The 19124-nt window shown below is 55.6% G+C and carries 15 protein-coding genes and 3 pseudogenes; 8 read left to right on the top strand and 10 right to left on the bottom strand.

From position 1 onward, the window contains the following. Window positions 1-13 precede the first annotated feature (13 nt). Window positions 14-1189: an MFS transporter gene (locus tag CLV80_RS03715; RefSeq protein ID WP_106354956.1), complete on the top strand. Its 1176-nt coding sequence runs from the start codon at window positions 14-16 to the stop codon at window positions 1187-1189. A 53-nt stretch (window positions 1190-1242) separates the two neighbouring features. Here CLV80_RS03715 and CLV80_RS03720 read toward each other — a convergent pair whose 3' ends face one another. Together CLV80_RS03720 and CLV80_RS03725 are read right to left on the bottom strand one after the other, a co-directional pair. Continuing rightward, window positions 1243-1443: a hypothetical protein gene (locus tag CLV80_RS03720; protein WP_106354958.1), complete on the bottom strand. Its 201-nt coding sequence runs from the start codon at window positions 1441-1443 to the stop codon at window positions 1243-1245. 199 nt (window positions 1444-1642) lie between these two features. Then, the gene (locus CLV80_RS03725) at window positions 1643-2809 is read right to left on the bottom strand and encodes an alpha-hydroxy acid oxidase (protein ID WP_106354960.1); all 1167 of its coding nucleotides are present in this window, start codon (window positions 2807-2809) and stop codon (window positions 1643-1645) included. Window positions 2810-3168: 359 nt separating this feature from the next. On the opposite strand from CLV80_RS03725, the gene CLV80_RS03730 reads away from it, so the two are divergent. Continuing rightward, window positions 3169-4059 carry a Hint domain-containing protein gene (locus CLV80_RS03730; protein ID WP_165793315.1) on the top strand — a complete coding sequence of 297 codons (891 nt, stop codon included), beginning with the start codon at window positions 3169-3171 and terminating at the stop codon, window positions 4057-4059. Window positions 4060-4064: 5 nt separating this feature from the next. On the opposite strand, the gene trpA is transcribed toward CLV80_RS03730, so the two are convergent. Further along, complete coding sequence (gene trpA, locus CLV80_RS03735; RefSeq protein ID WP_106354964.1) at window positions 4065-4856, bottom strand: tryptophan synthase subunit alpha; 792 nt, start codon at window positions 4854-4856, stop codon at window positions 4065-4067. A gap of 145 nt (window positions 4857-5001) precedes the next feature. Between trpA and ychF the strand changes: the two genes are divergently transcribed. The 4 genes from ychF (at window position 5002) to CLV80_RS18620 (ending at window position 9118) form a co-directional block, all read left to right on the top strand. Next, on the top strand, window positions 5002-6099 hold the full coding sequence (gene ychF, locus CLV80_RS03740) for a redox-regulated ATPase YchF (RefSeq protein ID WP_106354966.1): 1098 nt from the start codon (window positions 5002-5004) through the stop codon (window positions 6097-6099). Window positions 6100-6393: 294 nt separating this feature from the next. Next, window positions 6394-8289, top strand: a complete 1896-nt coding sequence (locus tag CLV80_RS03745) for a non-ribosomal peptide synthetase (RefSeq protein WP_243394399.1) — start codon at window positions 6394-6396, stop codon at window positions 8287-8289. Beyond that, window positions 8226-8771 (top strand): SDR family oxidoreductase, encoded by a 546-nt coding sequence (locus tag CLV80_RS18615; RefSeq protein WP_243394420.1) that lies wholly within the window; start codon window positions 8226-8228, stop codon window positions 8769-8771. Before CLV80_RS03745 ends, CLV80_RS18615 begins: the two co-directional genes overlap by 64 nt. Before the next feature lie 8 nt (window positions 8772-8779). Further along, window positions 8780-9118 (top strand): hypothetical protein, encoded by a 339-nt coding sequence (locus CLV80_RS18620; protein WP_243394400.1) that lies wholly within the window; start codon window positions 8780-8782, stop codon window positions 9116-9118. Here CLV80_RS18620 and CLV80_RS03750 read toward each other — a convergent pair. Continuing rightward, a pseudogene (locus CLV80_RS03750) lies at window positions 9091-9864 on the bottom strand (SDR family NAD(P)-dependent oxidoreductase). The gene CLV80_RS18620 and the pseudogene CLV80_RS03750 overlap by 28 nt on opposite strands. 225 nt (window positions 9865-10089) lie before the next feature. On the opposite strand from CLV80_RS03750, the pseudogene CLV80_RS18850 reads away from it, so the two are divergent. Both CLV80_RS18850 and CLV80_RS18635 read left to right on the top strand, forming a co-directional pair. Continuing rightward, window positions 10090-10440, top strand: a pseudogene (locus CLV80_RS18850) (helix-turn-helix domain-containing protein); the annotation flags it as partial. After that, window positions 10427-10625 (top strand): annotated as a pseudogene (locus CLV80_RS18635) (transposase); the annotation flags it as partial. The pseudogenes CLV80_RS18850 and CLV80_RS18635, both read left to right, overlap by 14 nt. Window positions 10626-10698: 73 nt before the next feature. Here CLV80_RS18635 and CLV80_RS03760 read toward each other — a convergent pair. The 6 genes from CLV80_RS03760 to nirB all read right to left on the bottom strand — a co-directional run bounded on the left by CLV80_RS03760 (window position 10699) and on the right by nirB (window position 19123). After that, complete coding sequence (locus CLV80_RS03760) at window positions 10699-11358, bottom strand: DUF4130 domain-containing protein (protein WP_106354968.1); 660 nt, start codon at window positions 11356-11358, stop codon at window positions 10699-10701. A gap of 86 nt (window positions 11359-11444) precedes the next feature. Then, window positions 11445-12824, bottom strand: a complete 1380-nt coding sequence (gene cysG, locus CLV80_RS03765) for a siroheme synthase CysG (RefSeq protein WP_106354970.1) — start codon at window positions 12822-12824, stop codon at window positions 11445-11447. Further along, entirely contained in the window at window positions 12821-13774 is a 954-nt protein-coding gene (locus CLV80_RS03770) for a glycosyl transferase family protein (protein WP_106354972.1), read from the bottom strand. Before CLV80_RS03770 ends, cysG begins: the two co-directional genes overlap by 4 nt. After that, the gene (locus CLV80_RS03775; RefSeq protein WP_106354974.1) at window positions 13771-16347 is read right to left on the bottom strand and encodes a nitrate reductase; all 2577 of its coding nucleotides are present in this window, start codon (window positions 16345-16347) and stop codon (window positions 13771-13773) included. Before CLV80_RS03775 ends, CLV80_RS03770 begins: the two co-directional genes overlap by 4 nt. Further along, window positions 16344-16682 carry a nitrite reductase (NAD(P)H) small subunit gene (locus CLV80_RS03780; protein ID WP_106354978.1) on the bottom strand — a complete coding sequence of 113 codons (339 nt, stop codon included), beginning with the start codon at window positions 16680-16682 and terminating at the stop codon, window positions 16344-16346. Before CLV80_RS03780 ends, CLV80_RS03775 begins: the two co-directional genes overlap by 4 nt. After that, the gene (gene nirB / locus CLV80_RS03785; RefSeq protein ID WP_106354980.1) at window positions 16679-19123 is read right to left on the bottom strand and encodes a nitrite reductase large subunit NirB; all 2445 of its coding nucleotides are present in this window, start codon (window positions 19121-19123) and stop codon (window positions 16679-16681) included. The genes CLV80_RS03780 and nirB overlap by 4 nt, the downstream gene beginning before the upstream one ends. Between the last annotated feature and the right edge of the window lies 1 nt (window position 19124).

Consider the following 19124-nt stretch of genomic DNA (forward strand, 5'->3'; position numbering starts at 1 on the left):
CAGCCATAGCGTTATGTCTATTTTGAACGCTCTTTTCCTATCCCGTCGCCCCGCTGCCGCCTTTGTTGTCGTGGGCATGTTTTGGGGCTGCTTTGCTGCATATGTCCCGCATATTAAGGCCACTTTAGAAGTGTCCGACGCGATGTTTGGCACATTGCTGCTGGGCTCGGCGACGGGGCTTGTGTCTTCGATGTGGCTTGCGCCGATCATGGATCGGTGGCTTGGCGCGCGCGCTTTGCAAGTGGGCGTTGCCTTTCTTGCCGCCGCTTGGCTGGTTCCCGGACTTATGTCGACGCCGCTGGCATTTGCGGCGTCGCTCGCTTTGGTCGGGTTGGCGTCAGGTCTGTTGGATGTGATCATGAATGCGCGGGTTAGTATGCTTGAGACAACGCATGAAACGCCTCTCATGAACGCAAACCATGCGATGTTTTCGGTCGCCTATGGTGCTGCGGCTTTGGTCGTTGCATTCACACGTGAAGCGGGCCTTCCGCCCGCGCCTGTGTTCGCGGGTTTTGCCGTGCTAAGCTGCCTTATCGTGTCGTTTGTCTGGATGGAGGTTACTGATGTTGCCCCAGATGCAGACAGTGTGAATGCCCGCTACCCGCTTTGGCCGATCGTTATTTGTGGTGCAGTTGTACTGGTGGCCTTTATGTCTGAAGCAACAGTGGAGGCTTGGTCTGCGCTGCATCTTGAACGCACGTTGCACGGAGGTGCTGCCGAAGGCGCGCTTGGGCCGGTGATGTTGGGCCTAACTATGGCGATTGGTCGCTTTTCAGGGCAGGCCGTTGCGGCCCGGTGGAGCGAAATCACCGTCGTTATTGTAGCCGCAATTGTTTCCGCCTGCGGCGCAGTGATTGCTGCGTTCGCCCCTGTTCCTTTGGTCGCATATCTGGGCTTCGGTATCTTGGGCTTAGGCGTTTCTGTTATCGGACCGATGGGCCTTGCATTGGTTGGTCAGCTTGTCGCGCCGCATTTGCGTACCGAAGCCATCGGACGCACCGCTGTGATCGGATTTTCTGGCTTCTTTTTCGCGCCTGTCCTTATGGGGGTTGTTTCAGACGCGTTCGGGCTGCGTATGGCCTTTGCTGGCGTGGCGCTATTGTTGCTCTCGGCAGTACCTTTGGCGTTGCTTATCGCAAAACTGCCAAAGTGGCATAAAAAAGGGGCTGGCAAAGCGCCAACCCCATAATTCTATCAGCATGTGCCGATTGATTTTATACCCGCCCAAAAAGCGGACATTTTTTAGTCTTCTGACGCAGCAGCTGCGATGAGCAGCGCAGCAACAACACCAACCACGATGTATGTTGGGTTTACGGAAGACGTTTTTGGCGCTTCCATGACTTCGACTGGTTCGATGACCACGGGTGCAACACCGCCAGCAAAAGCAGATGTAGAAACGACAGCCAGAGTAGCCGCAGCGGCGAGAGTTGTTGTGATGCGCATTGTAGTGCTCCTAGTTAATTATTTATTCACGCGAGTGCTGATTGGCAAAATTTTCGCCTGAGCAGCATTCGCTGGTAAACTTCATTTGAATTGATGTGAGGTCAATGTTTTCATCGCGAATTTTTCCCCTTTTCTTGAGGAATTTTCAGAAAGGTGGTGCATTTCACACGAATGTTGAAATCGGTTTCGCAAAGCCTATCTATTGTTGCCAATTTCCTTCGAAATCTTGCGGTATCAATAGCACTTCGGGATCAAGCGTGGTCACGTCACGCCGCCCGCACAGTGCCATCGTAACGTCGAGCTCTTTGTGAATGACCTCGAGCGCCGTCGTCACGCCTTTTTCGCCTATCGCGCCCAAGCCATAGATAAACGCGCGACCGATATAGACACCTTTTGCCCCCAGTGCCAACGCCTTGAGCACGTCTTGGCCGGAGCGAATGCCGCTGTCCATGTGGACCTCTACCTGATCCCCAACTGCGGCCACGATGGATGGCAGCATGCGGATGGCAGAAAGCGCACCGTCAAGTTGGCGACCACCGTGGTTGCTGACGATGATCGCATCTGCACCGATCTCGACCGCTTTCTTCGCGTCTTCGACGTCTAGAATACCCTTGAGGATCAGCTTGCCGCCCCATTTTTCTTTGAGCTTCGCAATCATGCCCCAGTCCAGTTTGGGTTCGAACTGTTCAGCGGTCCAAGATGACAGGCTGCTGGTGTCACCGACATTCTTCGCGTGACCAACGATGTTGCCAAACGTGCGGCGTTTGGTTTGCAGCATCTCGATCCCCCAGCGCCATTTGGTCGATAGGTTGATCATCGTCGGGATCGTCATCTTAGGTGGGGCGGTTAGACCGTTCTTTAGGTCCTTGTGCCGCTGTCCAAGGATTTGCAGATCAAGCGTGAGGACCAGCGCCGAACACCCTGCGTTCTTGGCGCGGGCGATGATGTTGTCGACGAATTCTTCGTCTCGCATGACGTATAGCTGAAACCAAAATGGGTTCTTGGTGTTCGCAGCCACATCCTCGATCGAACAAATCGACATGGTGGATAAGGTAAATGGAACGCCAAATTTCTCGGCGGCTTTGGCCGCCTTAATTTCTCCATCCGCGCATTGCATGCCAGTCAGCCCAACAGGGGCGAGCGCCACAGGCATCGCCACATCCTGCCCGATCATTTGCGATTTCGTCGAGCGGTCCGACATATCCACCGCAACGCGTTGACGTAGGCGGATTTGGTCAAAATCAGTCGTGTTCTCCTGAAAAGTCTGTTCGGTCCAGCTACCGCTTTCGGCGTAATCATAAAACATCTTAGGCGCGCGACGTTTGTGGAGGCGCTTAAGGTCGTCGATAGTGGTAATGACTGGCATGGCTGAAATCCTGAAATTGGTTAGTTCTTGTTACCAATTGATGGGGTCCCGTTCAACTGCCTTTCACCGATCGTTGTTTCTTTGAACGTTGTGGGTAAGCTAATTGAACTGGATTCACGCCTTAGATTTGCCTAAAATCCGTCCTAACTAACCTAACGACAGAGTACTTAGTTTATGATAGTGCTTATGAGTAAAATATGTGAGTGAAACGTGGCAGATTATACTTTTGATATATATATCTCTGGTCTCCTTATACGGAGTTTCCTTCAACACTAGGTTCGTTCACGTTCACAGGTGACACGACGGCGACCGGGACTGCAGTAATCACGGATAACGAAACTGGCGTCGACGGTCAAACTTTGGACGATAACGTCAAGAATAGTCAAGAAACTGCGACCGCTACGGTTACAACGCCGACAACCACATACACTGACATTCCAATCAACGCAGATGCAGGTTGGACCTTTTATGATCCGATCGATGATGTGACGTTCGAAGTTGTTCTTTTGAATGGCAAAGAAGGTTCAGTCAGTTTTGCCTACACTTTGTCCGAATATCCATTGGTGGAAGGCCGCGCCTATGACATCGTTGCCTTCGATAATCAGCCGAATGCGGAGGTTTCGGGCGACCCTTATTTCACCTACGCTGACTATGTCTGCTTTGCGACCAAAACGCCCATAGAAACGCCTGACGGATTTGTCGCTGCAGGTGATCTGCGCGAAGGCGACATTGTCATCACGCGCGAAGCTGGGCCAAAGCCGATTTTGTGGGTCGGGAAGCAAACTGTGCTTGGCTACGGCAAGATGGCACCTATCCGTTTTGATACTGGCGTACTCGGAAATAACGGGCCGATTCATGTCTCACCTTGGCATCGGATGCTTGTCGCTGGAGCGCAGTCGCAGTTGTTATTCGAAAGCCATGAAGTGTTTGTGCACGCGAAACATCTGACCCATCTTTCCGGCGTCATGCGCGAGGGGTGTATAACCGTAACATACGTGCATCTTTTACTAGACGAACATCACGCATTGAACGCGAATGGTGCCTATGCCGAAAGCCTGCATCCGGCCAAACAGGTTGATGTCATCCTGAGTGACGCAGACAAGCAAGAAATTAAACATAAGCTAAATGCGGTAGGCCGTAGTGTCGAAACCTACGGTCCGACTGCCTATCGCACGTTACGCCGTTTCGAGGCGGGTTTGCTGACTGAAATCTATCCAGCAAAGAAGCGTTACCCGGTCATGGGGGCGTAGTGACGTTACCCTTTATGCGTCCCATCCGCCAACGACTTCACAAACGCTAGCACGTCAGCGACGCTTTCGCCTTTGCCGATTTTATCGACGATGGCGGAGCCAACGACGGCACCGTCTGCGATGCTGGCGATGTTTTCGGCGGCCTCGGGGGTTTTGATCCCGAACCCGACGATTACGGGCAGGTCGGTTTTGGCTTTGATCCGCGCGACCTCTGGGGCGACGTCGCCTGCTTGGGCTTCGGCGGTGCCGGTGATGCCGGTGACGGAGACGTAGTAAACAAAGCCGGATGTGTTTTGCAGCACTTTGGGCAGGCGTTTATCGTCGGTCGTTGGGGTCGCAAGACGGATAAAATTGATGCCTGCGGCTTGGGCAGGAATGCACAGTTCTTCGTCTTCTTCGGGCGGCAGATCGACGATGATCAGCCCGTCGATCCCAGCCTCAACTGCGTCCTTTAGGAACTTATCAACGCCGCGCGAATAGATCGGGTTGTAGTAGCCCATCATGACAATCGGCGTGGTGTCGTCGTTTTTGCGGAATTCGCGTGCGTATTGCAGCGTTTTCTCGAGCGTCTGACCTGCCTCGAGCGCGCGCTGGCCTGCCAGCTGGATCGTTGCGCCATCCGCCATTGGGTCGGTAAAGGGCACACCAAGTTCGATGATATCGACGCCCGCGTCTGGCAAACCTTTGACGATCTCAAGCCCGGTGTCATAATCGGGATCACCTGCCATCACATAGGCAACAAATGCCTTTTTGCCTTCGGCCTGCAACTGCGCAAATTTCGCGTCGATTCTGCTCATCTTAATCCCCAGTGTAATTCTTGGGTTCGGGTTTGCGCGATGAGGGGCGGAAAATCAATGGGTCGCACGCAATTGATCCCCTGTTTATCTTGCACCAAACCCATTCCCCCCCTAGAAGCCCACAAGAGTTTCAAGGAGAGCTGACATGGGTTTCAAGATGGGTATCGTGGGTTTGCCAAATGTGGGCAAATCAACCCTGTTCAACGCGTTGACGAAAACCGCTGCCGCGCAGGCTGCGAACTTTCCGTTTTGCACCATTGAGCCCAACGTGGGTGACGTGGCTGTGCCTGATGCGCGCCTTGATAAATTGGCTGAAATTGCTGGGTCCAAGCAGATCATCCCGACCCGGATGACGTTTGTTGATATCGCCGGTCTGGTTAAGGGCGCGTCTAAGGGCGAAGGTCTGGGTAACCAGTTTCTTGCCAACATCCGTGAATGTGATGCGATTGCCCATGTGTTGCGTTGCTTTGAAGACGACGACATTACCCACGTAGAAGGTCGCGTTGACCCGGTTGAAGACGCAAATGTGATTGAAACAGAACTGATGCTGTCCGATCTGGAGAGCATCGAAAAGCGCCTGCAGAACCTAACACGTAAGGTCCGTGGCGGTGATAAAGAGGCTGTGCAGCAGGTGCGCTTGCTTGAGGCGGCCCAAGCGACGTTGGAAGAAGGTAAACCTGCGCGGACCGTTGAGGTCGATGCCGATGATGCCAAGGCGTGGAAGATGCTGCAACTGCTGACTACCAAGCCGGTTCTGTACGTTTGTAACGTCGAAGAAGAAAGCGCTGGCGCTGGTAACAGCCAATCTGCACGTGTGGCCGAAATGGCTGCGGCGCAGGGCAATTCCCATGTTGTGATCTCTGCCCGGATCGAAGAAGAAATCAGCCAGCTCGACGCCGAAGAGGCCGAAATGTTCTTGGGCGAAATGGGCCTAGAGGAAGCGGGCCTAGACCGTCTGATCCGTGCTGGTTACGAACTGTTGCACCTACAGACTTATTTTACCGTCGGCCCGAAAGAGGCCCGCGCTTGGACTATCAAAGAAGGCACATCCGCCCCACAAGCCGCTGGCGTCATCCACGGCGACTTTGAGCGCGGGTTTATCCGTGCGGAAACCATCGGTTATGATGATTTTGTCGGCCTTGGTGGCGAACAAGCCGCGAAAGAAGCTGGTAAGATGAAGGCCGAAGGCAAAGGCTACATCGTCAAAGACGGCGATGTGATGCATTTCTTGTTTAATACTTAAGGGTTGTCCGGGGCTGGTTATAGGCCTCGGAATTTCCTCTAGAAGAATGGCTGCATTGAGCCCACTATAACCGATGCCGCGCAGGTCATAAGTGACCGCTTTGATGACCTGATCGAATCAGGCGTTGGTGCGAGGTATGTCAATTCAGCTTGTCCAGAAAGATTGTAAGAATACGGTGTCATTTTTGATTAGCCCTGTTAGGTCTTTGAAATAAAGAAGGACACTCGCCATGATCCCATCCCATCCCAGACCGTCGCCGATGATCTTGTCCGCGCTATTGAAAAATTCGGTGATGTGCCTGCTCTGTCCGATCAGAACCGGACAATTTCCTACGGCAGGCTTGGTGCGTTTGCCCAAGATATTGGCCCGTATCTAAAGAAACCGCAGATCGTGGGTATTTTCGGGTCCCCCGGGGTAGCAATGGCCGCAAGCGCCGTGGCCTGTGTGATTATGGGGAGACCTTTTGTGCATCTGGACCCGGTAATGCCACAAATGGTGCTGCACAATATCATTTCCGAATTGCAGGTCAGTCTGGTGGTTGCGTGCCAAGATGTGGCCGCTGGCCATTTGCCGGGTGATTGTAAAATCGTCGATGCGACGGACCTGTTGCATATGGATGCTGCATTGCGTGAACCGCTTCGTGCAGCCCATGTGTCGCTTGATGATCCGATCTATCTTGTGGCCACCTCAGGCACGACGGGGCGGCCAAAATGCATTCCCGTGGTTCAGGATGCGGCCTTTCTGTCTTATGAATGGCGTGATGAATTCACGCCCTACCGCAGCGGCATGCGCGTCGGCATCTATGTGTTTGCGATCTGGGAAATGTTTCGCCCGCTGCGCAAAGGGGCCGAGTTGTGGTTCCCCGATGCCAGCACGCTGTTCAGCCCTAGCGAACTGGCGGATTTTCTGATCGCACATAACGTTAACGAGATGCTGTTCACACCGTCGTTCTACAACACGTTCCTCACCGCGCTCGATAAGACGAAAGCCGACCGCTTGCCCCTGAGCCGCGTTGTTCTGAACGGCGAAGTCGTAGACGACAATTTGGTCACGACATCGCTTGCAAAATTGCCGAACACGGCGTTGTGGAACCTTTATAGCATCTGCGAAACACATGATGTCTGCATGTCGCATTTGACCGAACCTGCGGGCGACGCCTCTGTGTCTGTTGGTGTGCCGATGGAGCATTTGCGCGCAATTATTCTGAATGAAACTGACACACCTTGTCCCACCGGAACCTCTGGTCAGTTGTATTTTGAAGGGCCGCGCATGTTGGGGCGCGGCTACATCAACCGGCCAGAAGAAACCCGCCTGCGGTTTCGTGAACTCAGCATCGAGGGGCGCAAAACGCGGCTGTATGATACCGGTGACCAGGCTTGGGTTGACGACACAGGCGCGCTTCACATCGAAGGGCGCATTGCCCATATGCTCAAGCTACGCGGATTTTCGATCCAGACGCGGGAGTTGACCGATACGTTGCGCGACAAACTGGCGTTCTCCAGTGCCGCCCCTTGGGTGGCGGATGTCGGAACGCGTGGCCAAACCCTGATCTTCTACTACGCCGCCGATGCCAGTCAGGTTCAGGCGAATGCGGACAATTGGGGGCTGACGGCAGGCACAAATCGCATGCCGCCGGACTTTGCCGCTGAATTGCGCGAGGTATTGCCTGCCTATTGTGTTCCGTCTTTTCTGGTGCAAATGGATGCGCTGCCTCTGCATCCTGTCTCTGGCAAAGCAAACATCCGTGCCCTGCCTATCGTGACGGATGACGTCGAGTTGGAAAGTGCCGCCGAAGATGGCGTGATCGCCGCTGCTGCGACTGCGATGGGGTGTGCGCCGTCACAGATTGATCCAGCGCTGAGCTTTCATAACCAAGGTGGCGATAGCCTGATGTGCGTCACCTTTATGCTTGATCTGGAAAAGGCTTATAGGCGTCCCATCGACTTTGAACTTGCGATGAACGTGCCGCTACACCGTCTTGATCAGTTGATGACGCAAGAGGCCGACGCGCCCGCGCCCACTGACAGCTTTGACCGCCCGGGCATTTTGCTGACCGGCGCGACGGGATTTCTGGGGGGGGGCATGTTCTTGCCCGAGCGGCCCGTGATTTACCCAAAGGCGATGTCATCTATTGTCTTGTCCGCGATAAAAACCGTGGTGCGCGTGACCGGCTGGACGAAGTCGCCGTGAGGCATGGGATCGCAAGTGATCGCTACACCATGGTCCCCGGCACATTGGATGCGCCCGATTTCGGCCTTGATGCATCCGCGGCCAAAGCGCTGGCAGCTTCGGTCAGGCAGGTTATCCACTGTGCCGCGATGGTGAACCTCGCCATTGGGCGCACTGAAATGCTCGATTGGTCTGCCCGTGGCATGGACACGGTTTTGCAATTTTGTTGCGATGCAAATGCGGACCTGCGCTTCACCTCGTCCAGTTCAGTTTTTCCTGATCGTGGCGGCCCGTGGCCTGAAACACCCGCGAAGCTATGGGACAATATCACAGGCTACGGCGCCGCGAAAATTGCGGCAGAAACAGCGATCCGTGCATCGGGTATTTCTGCTGCAATTGTTCGGTGCCGTCGCTTTATGATCTGGACGCGCCGAACCCGCGTGACATCTATGAAATCATCCTCGCGGCATCTTTGCGAGCCGGTCACATGCCGCAATCGTTGACGTTTCCGATGACTGACGTCACCGCCGCCGCCGCGTTTTTGCTTGGCCCAGTCACGGCAATGGGTAGCCCGATTTATAACCTGATGGCAGCTGCGCGTATTACGCCAAACGATCCCAATGCGATGCCGGTGGGCGATTGGCTGGCCTCCGTCGATCTTGACCCCGGTATCGCAAACGTCATCGCAAATTTCCCCGAAACCTTGCAGACTGATGCGTCCTTTATCAACACGGCTGCCTGCGCCGCTTGGGCGCGCGTATCTGGCCGTCCCTATAGCGTTATCAGTGACGGGGACACGCTATTGGCGCGGCGGGGCGCGGCCTACCAAAGGGCGCCTGCGTTGATCTGATAATCCTCCATCGTCAACGCGCGGGCCGCATCACTGACCAGGAACGCGGCCAGTTCTACCACCTCGGTGGGTTGAACAAGCTGGTTCTGCGGGTTTGATTTGGCGTATTCAGCGCGTATCTCGCCAAGGCTTTGTCCGGTCGCCGCGATATCCGCGTCAATGAATCGTCACAACATTTCGGTTTCCACCCATGTAGGGCTGATCGAAACGCAGGTGATCCCGTGCGCGGCACCCTCAAGGCTGACACATCGACCCAACCCCAAAAGCCCGGCCTTGGATGTGCAATATGCCGCGTTATTCGCCATCCCGTTGTGCGCGGCGACCGACGCAATATTGACGATCCGGCCCCAGCCCGCGCGCTTCATATGTGGCATCACAGCGCGAATGGTGCGGAACGATCCGCTGAGATTGCTTTCGATATGATCGTCCCAAACCTTGTCCGGATGACCAATGAGAGCCGCTTATTCATAGACACCCGCCGCATTGATCAAGATATCAACGCTTCCGTGGGTCGCAGCGACGTCGGCCACAAACGCGTCAACACTTTCGCTGGATCGCACATCCAAGGCGGCTGCGTGAAGGGTCGCATGTTCGCGACCAAGGATGTCGCGAACATGCGCTGCATCCCCCGCACTACGCGCACCCACAACAATTGTCGCCCCGTCTTTCGCCAGCCGACGTGCAATCGCCAGCCCCATACCAGAAAGCCCACCAGTAACGATTGCCGTCTTGTTACCATTTGTCATGCTGCTCGACCTCTTCTCAGGTTATCTATGAGAGACCACCTAAGCGAAACGCAGGCGATCTGCATCGACAATCTGATCTGGTCAATTTTCATATTTGCTTAAGCCGGTTGAGAACAAAACCTGAAAAGAGCCATTTGATTGAAAAAAAACAAATGACAGCTCTGCTGGTGATTTCAACTTGTGGACGCAACACTTTAATCTTTTAGGAAAGGTGAAGTGTTTATCATGAAGTATCGCACACGTACGTTTTACACAGACACGCAAAAGTCTGAGATGTGGGATCGATGGGAGCGTGGGGAGTTTTTGAGTTCGATTGGACGCAGATTCAATCGTGCCTCATCTTCGATTTATCCGCTGCTGGCGCGAACTGGTGGCATTCGGCCACCTAAACGCGTGAGATCGCGTTTGGCCCTTACGCTGCCCGAACGTGAAGAGATTTCGAGAGGCCTTATTGCCAAAATGTCTCTGAGGGCGATTGCACAATCGTTGCGTCGCTCGGCATCGACAATAAGTTGCGAAGTCAGTCGCAATGGAGGCGCCAAGAACTACAGAGCAGCGCTGTCACAGCCCTTGGCAGCGCCGTTCAAATGAAAACACCAATCGTTTGCTACGACAGTACTTTCCAAAGGGCAGAGATTTGTCGATACATAGTCAAGCAAAGCTGAGCGCCGTCGCAAGGCAGCTTAACGAAAGACCTCGAAACGCTGGGATACCAAACGCCAGCAGAGCGTTTCAACGCATGTGTTGCATCGATCCATTGAGATCACCCCGCACAGCAGTCGTTGGGTAGAAAGATATCGGGTGGAGCCGTTGCGCGAAACCTGAGCTTTCACCTTAAGCGCGTGGAGCATGTATTTCTCCCGAAGGACTGAACAAATCCCCGAAATACTCGTCGATCCGGGTTTTGTTGCTGGGCCAGTCGGGTTTGGGTTGGCCAGGGTGAAAACTTAGGTTGCCGTTGATGAATTGAGCGGTCACGTCGGGGGTGGCGATCATCCAGTCTAGGTCGGGCAGTCGTTGCGCGAAGTAGGGCGCGATTGGTTCGACCACATGATGCGCAGGCGCGTACCACGCGGCAAAGCTGTGGCGCGCGCCGCCTTGGCGCAGGTCTCGAAAGCTGATGGATTTACGCATCCGACTTTGGGCGCGCAGAACATCATCGTCCAATTGGCGGAGCGCGATGAGGTCGGCGTCTTCGCTTTCGTTCATCAACCCAGTTTCATTTCTTAGCCGCCAAAGCACCGCGTAAAGCCGCGTGAACCTGTCGTCATCCCGGTGCCAGACAACCGTCTGCGCAAGCGTTAAGAAGCTTTGCGGAGCTTGCACCCGACGCTTGGCTTCGGGGAGCGGGGTGGCATTGTCGAGCAACGGCGTGAGCGTTCCAGCGAAATCCCAAAGGATTTCTTTGGGGGGGACGCCTGCGCCCATCAGGCGTTTGGCAGCATCACGCCATGCAACGTCGGTTCCGATGCGAGGAAGTGGGACAGTGAACATCAAAGGTCTCAGCGCTGTGGTCGTTACGTGTTCATGTTATGTTCCTGTAGCCCGAAGGGCAAGCAAAGCTTTGCAATTCGCTTTACTTAAGCAGTGTGGGCGAGCTGCACCGGGGCCGTTTTCCGGTGGCTGAGGAACAGGATCGCTGGGTTGGTGATACCATGATTGTTGATTGTTTGCGTCAAATCAGCCGCTTTGCATTGTGCGATCTTTTGCGACGGCATCTGTGCATTGGCGACGATGTCGACTTCAACAATATGGGCGAGGCCTGCCGTCGTGAGCGCGGCTTCGATCCGGTCTGCGGTGCCGACGCCCATGTAAACCGCGACGCGTCGTCCTTGCGTCAATAACCCAGGCCAATCGGGGGTGTCGTCGATATGTTCACCGCGGCCTGTCGTCAGCACCAATGTGTCGCATTGGCCGCGTTCAGTCAGGAAACCACCCATGGCTGCGGATGCGGCACTTGCCGCAGTGACGCCGGGTACGATTTCGAATGGGATCCCTGCCTCGGTCAGTGCGTCTGCTTCCTCTGCGCCGCGTGCGAATACGCCGGGGTCGCCGCATTTCAGGCGTACGACCCGTTGGCCTTGGCGCGCTGCTGCAACCAGTAACCCGCTGATTTTATCTTGGGGCCAGCTATGGGCACCGGGGGCTTTACCAACGTAAACGCGTTCCGCGTCACGGCGTGCGAGGTCAAGGATTTCGGGGTCAATCAGCCGGTCATAAAAGATGATGTCCGCCTCTTGCAGGCGTTGCACGCCGCGCAATGTGATTAGGTCTTTTGAGCCCGGACCCGCCCCGACAAGTGAAACTGGAGCAGGGCCGGCTTGCCCAAAATCGGCTGTCGCGATTGCATCTTTGATCAGCTGTGCTGCTTCGCGTTCTGCGCCGCGTTTATGCGCGTCGCGGGCAGGGCCGTTAAACACCCAGCGCCACAGGTCGCGGCGTTGACGCGGCTTGAGCCGCATCGCGGCACTGTCGCGCAAACGGCCCACGACCGCAGCCAGATCACCCAGTCGAGGCTCAAGCAGTTCTTCCATCCGCGTTTTGATTTGCCGGGCCAGCACAGGTGCTGTGCCTTCGGTGCCGATCGCGACAACCACGGGCGAACGGTCTACGATAGACGGAGTGATGGCATCGCACAGATCAGGGCGGTCAACGACGTTCACGGTCGCGCCTGCGTCCTTGGCCAGCGCGTGAAGTGCTGAATCAATGCCGGGGCACCCGGTTGCGATGAATACCAGCGCGGTGTCTGCAAAATGTTGCGCCGTGATCGCCGTGTTATCCCATCCGATTTTTCCGGCGGCATGGAGATCTGCCAGCTCAGGGTCGAGTGAGGAAGCCAGAATGGTGATCTGCGCTTCGGTTTTCAGGATCAATCGGCATTTTTGTGCGGCCTGTTCGCCGCCGCCTGCAATCACAACGCGGCGACCTGCCATGGTCAGAAACATTGGAAAGGTTTTCATGCAGATATCCTTTGCTGGCTATGCCGTTCTGCCCAAAGGGTAGCGGCCATCGCGTCGGCTTGTTCAACTGTGTCAGCGGCACCCAATGTCCACAGGGCGATGCCTGTCGTGCCGATAACTGTGGCTTCGGCAAAGGCATCGGTTTGCGTGCCTGCCCAGATTTGGGTGGCGTCCACTTGGGCTTCGGGTTCGTTCATGCGGCGCGTGTCGTCGCGAAGTGCGGAGGCTTCGGTCTGGTGATGTTTACCATTGCGCAGGCCAAAGATTTGGATCCCCTTGGCTGGGTTGCGTTCGAATTCGCCGCCCCCGCCTTTGATCACCGTCAGGTCAGATTGATCCAATAGCGCAGCGGCCTGCGCTTGTAGCCCGCGATAAGACGGGTGGAACACGCCCTGAACCGTCGCGCGGGCGCTGGTCGGGTTCCACATGCGCAGCACCGTGTTGATGCAAGACCGCAGGCCAAACGTATCGCGAAGCCGCAAGACATCGAATGCCTCTGGCGCGTGGGTTTCAACGGGCAGATAGGTGATTGGCGCGTCGCTGGCATCAAACGGGATATCAAGCGCACCAAGGGCATCGCGTACAGATGCGCCTGTGCTTTGATGAGAGTTCCAGCCGTGCATGACCACGCGGTAGCCTGCCTGCGCAACCAATTTCGCCGACAGCAAGAACAGTGGCGCACCGCGTGTGCGGCCTGCTGCATAAGACGGCCAGTCTAAGTCGGCGGACATCGGCGCCGGTGATTTCGCGCGTAGCGCTTGTGTGAAACCTGCGATCTCTTCAGGTATTTCGCCCCGAAAACGCAGGACCATCAAAAAGGCACCTAATGCCTCTGGCTCTGCCTTGCCGTCCAAGATGACTTGCATGGCTTCCGCCGCTTCGTCCTGTGTCAGAGGGCGGGCGCGGCCAGCGCCGCGAGCTACTGTTTGGACAAAGGGAGTTAGGGTCATTCAGCGGCCACCGGGATTTGGAATTGTGCGATCAGGGCCGCCAATTCGGGTTTGCAGGACCCGCAGTTGGTGCCAGCGCAAGTTGCTTCGCCCAATGCGGCGACGCTCATAGCACCGTCGCTAATCGCGCCTCGCAATGTGTTTACGCCGACATTGAAACAGGCGCAAACAGTGGCACCGGGGTCTGGCATATCCGCAGCCGTCCGACCGGCGAGCGCCGCAAGGCTTGCAACGCCTGATCCAATCAGCGTTGCCGCATGCTGACGGGCGACGACAACGGGGGTGGTGCTCGCAAAAAACAGCGCGCTGATTTGGTCGTTTTCAATGATCGCGACGCGGACATCGCCAGTTGTGGCGTCCTGCATTACCGCGGCGCTACCTGCCTTTGTGCCCGTAATATTGCGTGCCTCATGTTCCCAGTTGCTTGGGGCTTTCATGCCTGCAAATTCTGCCTGCCAACCTGTGCTTGTCTTGGCGATAGCATGGTAGGGGCGGCTGGGCTGCATCTGTGCCGCGCTAACGGCGAAGCCGTACCAAGCAACATCGCATTTGCTCGCATCAACTTGGGCGCTTTTCGTGGCGGGTTGGCCCGAGATAGGATCGACGCCGGTTTCGACCGTGCTATTGACGACACCTGCGGCAGACAGTTGGCGTGTCCAATGCAGTGGTGCGAATAGGTTTCCGGGCGCGACCTTTTCGCTGATCAGTGCGCGGAAGATACCTTTGCCCTTTGGGCCATAAAGCGTGATCAGTTCCGCCGTATCAACGCCAATTGCATCGGCGTCGTCGGGATGGATTTCGACATAAGGCTCTGCCAAATGCGCACCAAGCCGCTGCGATTTGCCAGTACGGGTCATCGTATGCCACTGGTCGCGGTTGCGGCCTGTGTTCAGCCTGAACTTGCCTGTGCTGAGCTCTGGCGCGGTAACCGCAATCATACGTGCCTTACCGTCTGGGTGATAAAACGCGCCATCCGCAAAGAACCGGGTTTGCTTGCCAACAGGCCATTGGGTTGGCGCAAGGCTGTCATAGTCCGCATCTGTTAGCGCTGCTAGATTAAGGTCTTTGCCAAATTGTTGGCTTAGCGCTGTTGTGGCTGCATATTCAGCAAAGATGTCACCGGCGGTTTCATAGCCGAATCCATCAAAGCCCATACGCTCGGCCACGTCACAGATGATTTTCCAATCGGGGCGCGCCGCACCGGGGGTGGGCAGGAAAGCACGTTGGCGTGAAATACGACGTTCAGAGTTGGTGACGGTTCCATTCTTTTCGCCCCAGCCGGTGGCGGGCAGCAATACATCAGCCAAATCGCCGGTATCCGTCCGCGCCATGATGTCGGTGACAACCGTGAACGGCACGTTGCTGATCGCCTCTGCCACGCCATCCGCATCAGGAAGGCTAACAGCGGGGTTCGTAGAAATGATCCAGAGCGCCTTGATCGTGCCATCGGCGCAGGCCTTGAACAGGTCGACCGCCTTTAACCCCGGTTTGGTGCAGATGGTCGGGCTGTTCCACGCGGCTTGCACGGCATCACGGTGGTCGGCGTTTTCAATATCAAGGTGATTGGCGAGCATATTGGCCAATCCGCCAACTTCGCGGCCGCCCATCGCGTTGGGTTGTCCGGTGACGGAAAACGGGCCCATGCCGGGTTTGCCAATGCGGCCTGTGGCAAGGTGGCAGTTGATGATCGCGTTGACTTTATCTGTCCCCGACATCGACTGATTAACGCCTTGGGAATAGATCGTGACAGTCTTTTCCGTGCCAGCCCACATCGCGTAGAACTCGACGATTTCATCGGGGGTTAACCCGCTTGCGCTAGGGTCGTCCGCAGTTGCGCTTTCTAGCGCAAGATCAAAGCCGTTGACGTGGGCATTGATGTAATCGCTATTAAGCTTCCCACTATTAGCCAGATGGCTAAGTAATCCGTTGAACAATGCAACGTCACCGTCGCCTTTGATCTGCAGGTGTAGATCGGCCAAATCGCTTGTTGCAGTAATGCGTGGGTCGATGTTGACGACGCGCATTTCCGGGCGTGCGGCCTTTGCTGCTGCAATGCGTTGATACAGGACCGGATGGCACCACGCGAGGTTGGAACCAACAAGAACGATCAGGTCAGCTTCTTCTAGGTCTTCGTAAGTACCGGGAACCGTGTCAGTGCCAAATGCGCGTTTATGCCCGGCAACAGAGGATGCCATGCAAAGGCGGGAATTCGTGTCGATGTTGGCGGACCCGATGTAGCCCTTCATCAGCTTGTTGGCGACGTAATAGTCTTCGGTCAGCAGCTGCCCTGACACGTAAAAGGCAACGCTGTCGGGGCCGTAATAGCGGATTGCCGCGCTGAACTTTGTTGCGACCAGATCTAGTGCATCGTTCCAACCCGCTTCACGGCCAAGGATCTGCGGTGCGAGAAGACGACCATCGAGATCGATGGTCTCGCCGAGCGCCGACCCTTTGGAACACAGCCTACCAAAGTTAGCCGGGTGATCAGGGTCGCCTTTGATTGTGCCGTCGGGCTGCGCAAGCACGCCACAGCCCACCCCACAATAGGGGCAGGTTGTTTTTACGCATGTCATTCTGCGGCCACCTGTCCGGCAATCGCAGCGCTTGATAGCAGCAGACGCCCATCTTCGACCTTCATTTCATAGGTGCCAACACAGCCTTCGTCCGCGCCTTGGGCTTCGCCGGTGGCCAAATCAAACACCCAGTTGCGCATTGGGTCTGTGACCTTTTCGCCGTGCTGGATACCGTTTGATAATGGGCCTGCTTTGCCTTCAAGGTATTCGTCTACAGCGTAGAAGTGGCCGGATGCTGTGTGAAATACCGCAATGTCGCCGTGCGCCGTACGAACGATGCGCGCGCCTTGAACAGGGATGTCAGTCACGCTTCCGATATCGATGAAATCAGTCATTCTGCAGCTACCTTTGTAAAGTCAGCGAGCGGGGTGAATTCATGTGAATCCACACCTTTGCGCGCGCGTTCTGCCCATGGGTCAACTTGGTAGAATTTTTGCGAATAGCGGAACCGTTCAGCAAGTGCCGCACGGTTTTCCAGATCATCCGCGACCTGTTCTTTGACCCAATCAAGACCAACTTTCGCGATCCATTTATAAGGGCGATGCAGATACTGCGCACCTTCACGGTACAGCTGATAAAAGGCGCAGGACACTTCGATCGCTTCTTCTTCGGTTGGGACTGTAACCAATAGTTGTGCCTCGAGCAGGTCAAGACCCGCAGCGCCACCGACAAGGATTTGATAGCCACTGTCGACACAAATGATGCCAAGGTCCTTACAGGTGGCTTCCGCGCAGTTGCGGGGGCAGCCTGTGACTGCAAGTTTGAATTTATGCGGTGACCAAGCCCCCCACATTTCAGATTCAATCTTGATACCAAGTCCTGTAGAATCTTGCGTCCCAAAGCGGCAGTGATCCGTCCCGACACATGTTTTTACGGTGCGCAGACCTTTGGCGTAGGCTTGGCCGGACATCATACCTGCCTCGCCTAGATCATACCAAATTGCTGGCAGGTCTTCTTTTTTGACGCCCAGAAGGTCAATGCGCTGGCCGCCGGTGACCTTCACTGTTGGGACCTTGAATTTATCGGCGACGTCGGCGATGGCGCGCAATTCTTTAGGCGTGGTAATCCCGCCAAGCATCCGCGGCACAACAGAGTAGGTGCCGTCTTTTTGGATGTTGGCGTGGACGCGTTCGTTGATAAAACGTGACTTGCCGTCGTCGACCTCTTCGCCGGGCCATGCGCAAACAAGATAGTAGTTCAGCGCGGGACGGCACACGTGACAGCCGCCGGGGGATTTCCAGTCCAAGTCCTGCATAACATGCGGGATGGATTTCAATTCTTTGGCGATGATCAACTTGCGCACGTCGTCGTGGGATAGGTCAGAGCACTTACAGATCGTCTCTTTCTCGGGCATCTTGAATTCGTCGCCCAATGTCAGGCCCAGCACTTGGGTGACTAAGCCAACACATGACCCACAAGAAGACCCTGCCTTAGATGTGGCCTTTACCGCGTCAAGCGTATCGGCACCGCCGTTGATTGCAGCGATGATTTGACCTTTGGAAATGCCGTTACACCCACAGATTTCCGCGTCATCTGGTAAGGCTGCAACGGCTGCTAACGGGTCCATGGGGGTTCCCCCCTGATAAGCTGGCCCAAAGATCAGCGTGTCGCGCATATCAGACACATCTGTCGCGTCTTTGATCAGCCCAAAGAACCAGTTGCTGTCGGCGGTATCACCATACATGACCGCACCGATCACTTTGTTCGATTGCAGCACAAGGCGGCGGTAAACGCCACGCGCCGGGTCACGGAATACGATGTCTTCGCGGTCTTCGCCTTCGGCAAAATCGCCAGCGCTGAACAGATCACAACCCGTAACTTTTAGCTTGGTCGAAATCTCGCGTTGTACAAACGTCGCTGGTTCATCAAGCAGCGTTTTAGCCGCAACTTTGGCTTGGTCATAAAGAGGGGCGACCAGACCAAAAATGGCACCGTCATGTTCGACACATTCACCAACCGCAAGAATGTCGGCGTCCGACGTCAGCATCTGGTCATCCACGTGGATACCTTTGCCAACCGCCAAACCGATATCTTGGGCGAGCTTCACATTTGGACGGATTCCGACTGCCATCACCAAAAGATCGCATGGCAATTCAGTGCCATCGTCCAATTGCAGCGCACGTACTTTGCCGTTTTCACCAAGGATCTGTTTCGAGTTCGCCTGACAACGGACAGTGATCCCTTTGTCCACGAGCGCCTTGCGCAGCAGGTATCCTGCGGCTTCGTCCAGCTGACGTTCCATCAGGTGGCCCATGATGTGGACCACGGTCACATCGACGCCACGCGCGGCCATGCCCGCTGCGGCCTCTAGCCCAAGCAAACCACCACCGATGACGACGACCTTGTTAGTTTCATTCATCGACATCATCAGTTCGGTGTCTTCAAGATCACGGTAGGCGATGACGCCTTCCAGATCATGGCCCAGCATTGGGATGATGAATGGGTTCGAACCTGTGCCGAACATCAGCTTGTCATAGGGTAGCTCTTCGCCGTTCTCTGCGATCACAACCTTGCGCGCGCGGTCGACATTCGCGACACGTTCGCCAAAGCGGCAGGTGACGCCGTTCTCTTCGTACCATTCGGCGGAATGGGTGACGATTTCTTCGTATGTCTTTTCGCCCGATAGGACAGGGGACAACATGATCCGGTTATAGTTACCGCGTGGCTCTGCGTTGAACAGGGTCACATCATAGGCGTTCGGATCCGCCTCGATCAGTTGTTCCAGCGCGCGGCCAGTGGCCATGCCAGCACCGATTATGATTAATTTCTGAGTCATG

Source organism: Yoonia maritima, assembly GCF_003003285.1.
GTDB lineage: Bacteria > Pseudomonadota > Alphaproteobacteria > Rhodobacterales > Rhodobacteraceae > Yoonia > Yoonia maritima.